Raw genomic sequence first — 5,197 nt, 5'->3', positions numbered from 1 at the left:
GAGCCGATTTATCGGCGTGGCAATTTATAATAAGAATCTCACTTGTTAAGATTCCATTACAAAGTTTTAGAAAATTTACAAAAATTATTATAAAATATCTTTTTACATCGCTAAAAACTATCAAATATCAAACTTGGACAAATCAATGAAAAAATACCCATTAGGAATCCTACTTTGCGCGACTTGCGATTCTGCCTTTGTGATTGGTGCGCTTTTAGCTAATATCAAGGCAAAATATGCCGATAAGGTGGATATTTTCTATTTGATTCACGATGGTTTTAGTGAGAGCGACAAAAAAGCCTTAAAACAAATTGCGGGAACAAGCGAAGTTAAGTTTGAAACTTTTACAAAAGAGGATTTTATCACCAAACTCAACACCTATCGCAAAACACCCATAAATTTGCGCAATGATTCTTTTTTGAATCGTTGGACACATATGGTTTATGCTTGCTTTGAAGGCTTGAAATACCTACAAGAATGTGAATGCGTCATTTATTTGGATTTTGATATTTTGTTGCTCCACGAAATTGGACATTTGAAGCATTTAATGGGAGATTATGTATTAGCAGCCAATCGTGGCAAAAACAAGCTTAAAGCAAGCCTGCCTTCTGCACCGCAAGAGTTTGCGAATCTTGAAATATATAGAACAGGAATTATTGTTTTTAATGATACTTTAGAAAGCCCGCTAGAATGTTATGATTTTATTTATTCCCAAAGTGCAAAACACGCACTAAACGACCAAGCTATTTTTTCTTTGTTGATTTTTGAAAAAAAATTAAAAACTAAAGTGCTAGATAATCGTTATTGTGGAAGTGTGCTGTGGCGCAAGAATCAAAATCCTATTCTCATTCACGCATATGGTTCAAAGAATCGCTTTTGGAATAATCGCCTTTGCAACCAAATCTGGCAAGAATGGAATCTGTATTACAAGCAATGGCTAGATGCAAGCGGAAGTCCAAACACAAAGGGATTCATTGCTAACACAACTTATGGCTATGAGAGGATTCGTTATCATCTCTCCTACAAACTAGGCTATGCAATCATTCAAAACTATAAAACCCTTTGGGGTTGCTTAAAATTGCCTTTTATTCTTGCTTTTATTGCTTTGAAACACAGGCAAGAAGCAAGATTTTATGCGCACATCATTGCTAAATCCCTCCATTTAAAACTCCCTCCTTTGAAATCTTATGATGACTATAAAAGCGCAATCTACGAAAAGCAAACTTTCCCTTATCGTTTGGGTGCAAGCTTAATTCAAGCCTGCAAAACAATCCACAAAGGCGGAATGATAGAATTTTATAAACAAGCCAAAAAACTACAAAAAGAATCGCGGGAAAAGAATGCGCCTAAAATCCTTTCTTAGTCTAGCATTTTTTGTCTTTTTGCTTTGTGTTTTGCTTCGGCTTTATTATCCTTTTGTGCTTAGTGCCTATCCACAATATTTTTACAATCAAGCTCCTTTGCTCAACACGCACGATGGCTATTTCTACGCACAAGGCGCAAAAGAACTCTTAAAACTTTATCAAGAATTTCAGCAATCTTTTGCTTTGGAGTTTGGGCAATCTCCTATTTGGCATCTTCCAAACTTTTTGCAAGATTTTTTTACTCTTTCTATCTCCTCTCATCTGCCCCTTTATAAATCCACAAGCGAGATTCTTTCTATCTTAACCGCATTCCTCACCCTTTGTCTTCCCTTTAATTTGGAGCAAGTCTTATTCATTCTCCCTGCGATCTTTGGAAGTTTGATTGTTTTTCCCCTTATGGCTTTGACCCGCAACTTCGGAGCAATTCCCTGTGCATTAAGCGGATTTTTAAGCGCAATGAGTGTGAGTTATTATAATCGCACAATGTTTGGTTATTATGATACAGATATGCTTATCATTGTTTTAGGTTTGAGTATTGGAGTGATAATCCTACGCACTCTTAGAACACAAAAAGCATTAGATTTTGCGATTCTATTTTCTTTGAGTGCTTTTTCCCTTTTGTATTATTCCCATTTACGCTATGTTTTATTGGGTTATCTTTTAATTTTATTATGTTTTTTCTTGAAAGACTTATACAACAAATCGTCAAAAGAATCCCCAATGCAATGGATTATTTTAGGTTTATTTTTCATATTAACTTTAGTGATTTTTTTTCCAAAATTCACTTGGGTTTGGATATTTTTAGGATTCTTTTTAGGGTTTTTCTTGGATATTTTACATAAAACCTTTCCAATCCATAAAATTTTATTTTTTCTTTACTTTTTATGTAATCTAAGCCTTTTGCTGTGGAAATTATTACCCAATTTCTTACAGAGCCATTATTTAAGTGATTATCTTGCCGACACCACAAATATAGGATTGCATTATTTAAATGTTTTGGATTCCATTGCGGAGGTTTCAAATATTGATTTTAGCGAGTTTGCTTATCGCATCAGCGGTGGAATCTTTTGGTTTATTTTGGCAATTTTAGGTTATTTTGGATTGATTTTTAAGGACAAAAGATTCACCCTTTTTCTACCCTTTTTGGCTCTAGGTTGTTTTGCTCTTGTGCAAGGCTTGCGTTTTAGCTTTTATGCTGTGCCAATCTCTGCGCTTGGAATGGGATTTTTGTTTTTTAAGATTCAAACAATTTTAGTGAGTTTTCAAAACAGAATCCTAAAATCTATTTTGCTTGCTTGTTTGGTTTTGCTTGTGATTGCACCGCATTTGTCGCATATTAGAAATTATGTCGTTGCACCAATTTTGGAAGCAAGCGAAGCAGAGATTCTGCTCTCTATCCCTGCCAAAAAGGGAGACTTTGCGCTCACTTGGTGGGACTATGGCTATTATGTGCATTACTTTAGTGATTTGCAAACCTTTGTAGATGGAGGAAGGCATTCAGGAATACAAAATTTTCCTATTAGCCTCGCGCTTAGCACAAATGAAGAGAGAATAAGCTACAATCTAGCCAAAATGCTTTTAACAGGCGATACTTTGGAATCTCATTTTCAAACATTTGGGATTCCAAAAACATTAGAAAACCTTAAAAACAAACAAAAATGGGAGTATTCTCCTCACGCACTTTATTTCATTTTGCCTTGGAGAATGCTTGAGATTTTCCCCAATGTTATGCGCTTTTCTCAAGTGGATTTAAGTAATGGAAAGCCTCAAAAACTTGATTTTTTTGCACTTTCTCTTGAAGCAACAAAGGATAGGATTTATTTCAAAAACAATATTGCCTTAAATCCAAACACAGGCGAAGTTACTACACAAGACTTACATTTTAGGATTTTTAAAAGCATAGATTTAAAGCAGCATACAACACAAATCTTTGATACACAAAGCTCACTTGTAGCTATCCTTTTACCCAATGGAAAAACTCTACTTTGTGCGAAATCTTATTTGGAAAGTTTTTATTTTAAAGGTTTATTTTTTGAAAACTTGGATAAAAATTTATTCCAAAAAGTGCTAAAAAATGACAAAATAACCATTTACAAATTATTATAAAGGATTCGTATGGAGCTTACGCATTTAGATAAACGACAAAATCCCAAAATGGTTGATGTCTCGGCAAAAGATTCCACACACAGAGAAGCAATCGCAAGGGGCAAAATCACAATGAACTATGAAGCCTTTTGCGCAATTAAAGAACAAAAGGTAAAAAAAGGTGCAGTATTGCAAACAGCAATCATTGCAGCAATTATGGGTGCGAAACGCACAAGTGAGCTGATTCCTATGTGCCACCCACTATTCTTAACAAGTGTTAAATGTGAAACAATAGAAATCGCAAATGAAAATGCGTTTATTTTAGAGGTGCGGGTAAAAACCTATGGACAAACAGGTGTAGAAATGGAAGCCCTAATGGGTGTTAATATCGGTCTCCTTACGATTTATGATATGGTTAAGGCAATAGATAAAACAATGGTTTTAAGCGAGATTTATTTGGTAGAAAAAAGCGGAGGAAAAAGCGGACATTTTGTGCGGCAATGAATCCCAATGAATTTTATCTTTTTGCTGGGATTATGTTCTACTACTTCGTTAGTCTTACTTCTTAAGTATATGGATAAAACTCACAATAATTAAAGAAATACAACCTTTGCCTTGTATCATTTAGTAACGCGCCAACAAGAACAATCCAGTCAAATTTACCCCAAAAATAAAAACTTTAAGCCTTATTTTGATACCTTTATAAATCATAATTTAATTTTTGGAGGAAATATGAAAAAGAATATTGTCTTTTTTGAAGCAGTAGGCGGTAGTGACAAAGGTGCAGATGGACACAGAAAAGACACAATGCCAATGGTAGATGCCCTTAAAGCAAAGGGTTGGAATGCAGAAGTTGTGCAACTTACAGATGAAGCGTTACGCGATTCTACAAAAAGAGAGGAAATCTACAAAAAAGTGCGTGATACTGCTGATGGCTATGTTTCTCGTGTAAATCCCGGAAATTTAAAAGAAGAAAAACTTTATTTTGATGTTTTACGCAAACTTTGTGCTGACGGACTTGTGGGTATGCCTCACCCTGACGCAATGATTGGTTATGGCGCAAAAGACGCTTTGACAAAATTAGCAGATACTCCTTTAGTGCCTAGTGATACTTATGCGTATTATGACCCAGCAGAAGCAAAAAGAATCGGGGTAACCTTTAGCGATAAGCACGATTTTAAGAAAACCTTTCCTAAAACTCTAGCAAAAGGCGAAAGGGTTTTAAAGCAAAATCGCGGTTCAACAGGTGAAGGAATTTGGCGCGTGAGACTAGAATCTAGCAGTGATTATAATAAAGTAGAATCCCTCCCATTAGATACAAAAATCATCTGCACAGAGGCAAAAGACAATCACACTGAAGAACGCAAGTTAGGTGAATTTATGGATTTCTGCGAGCATTATTTGGTTGGTGACAATGGTATGCTTGTGGATATGACTTTCTTACCACGTATTAAAGAAGGAGAGATTAGAATCCTTATGCTTTACAAAACTCCTGTTTATGTTGTGCATAAAAAACCAGCCGAAGGAGGCGACGCGTTTAGTGCAACTCTCTTTAGCGGTGCAAAATATCGCTACGATGAGCCAAAAGATTGGCAAACATTGGTAGATTGGTTCTTAGGACAACTTCCACAAATTAAAAGCAAGTTAGGCAATTACGACTTACCACTCATTTGGACAGCAGATTTTATCTTAGACACAGACGAAAAAGGTGCTGACCGCTATATTTTAGGTGAAATCAACTGCTCTTG

4 protein-coding genes are annotated in these 5,197 nt (G+C 35.5%); all 4 read left to right on the top strand.

Translation table 11 applies throughout. The features are described 5' to 3' along the window. Positions 1-73 precede the first annotated feature (73 nt). Complete coding sequence (locus Q1553_RS04990) at positions 74-1,363, top strand: glycosyltransferase (protein WP_366525091.1); 1,290 nt, start codon at positions 74-76, stop codon at positions 1,361-1,363. Further along, positions 1,341-3,470: an STT3 domain-containing protein gene (locus Q1553_RS04985; RefSeq protein ID WP_300842786.1), complete on the top strand. Its 2,130-nt coding sequence runs from the start codon at positions 1,341-1,343 to the stop codon at positions 3,468-3,470. Before Q1553_RS04990 ends, Q1553_RS04985 begins: the two co-directional genes overlap by 23 nt. Positions 3,471-3,479: 9 nt before the next feature. Next, positions 3,480-3,953: a cyclic pyranopterin monophosphate synthase MoaC gene (moaC, locus tag Q1553_RS04980; protein ID WP_115550679.1), complete on the top strand. Its 474-nt coding sequence runs from the start codon at positions 3,480-3,482 to the stop codon at positions 3,951-3,953. Positions 3,954-4,181: 228 nt separating this feature from the next. Then, positions 4,182-5,197 (top strand): Cj0069 family protein (locus Q1553_RS04975; RefSeq protein ID WP_300842785.1); only part of this gene is annotated, 1,016 nt, incomplete at its 3' end.

The organism is Helicobacter sp. UBA3407, from assembly GCF_949747025.1.
Taxonomy (GTDB): domain Bacteria; phylum Campylobacterota; class Campylobacteria; order Campylobacterales; family Helicobacteraceae; genus Helicobacter_D; species Helicobacter_D ganmani.
The sequence above is the reverse complement of the archived record's forward strand: the minus strand, read 5'-3'. Positions and strand labels throughout refer to the sequence as shown.

Bases quoted from the DNA above. Each gene is read 5' to 3' on its own strand.
- Q1553_RS04985 (WP_300842786.1), top strand. From the start codon at position 1,341: ATGCGCCTAAAATCCTTTCTTAGTCTAGCATTTTTTGTCTTTTTGCTT.
- moaC (WP_115550679.1), top strand. From the start codon at position 3,480: ATGGAGCTTACGCATTTAGATAAACGACAAAATCCCAAAATGGTTGAT.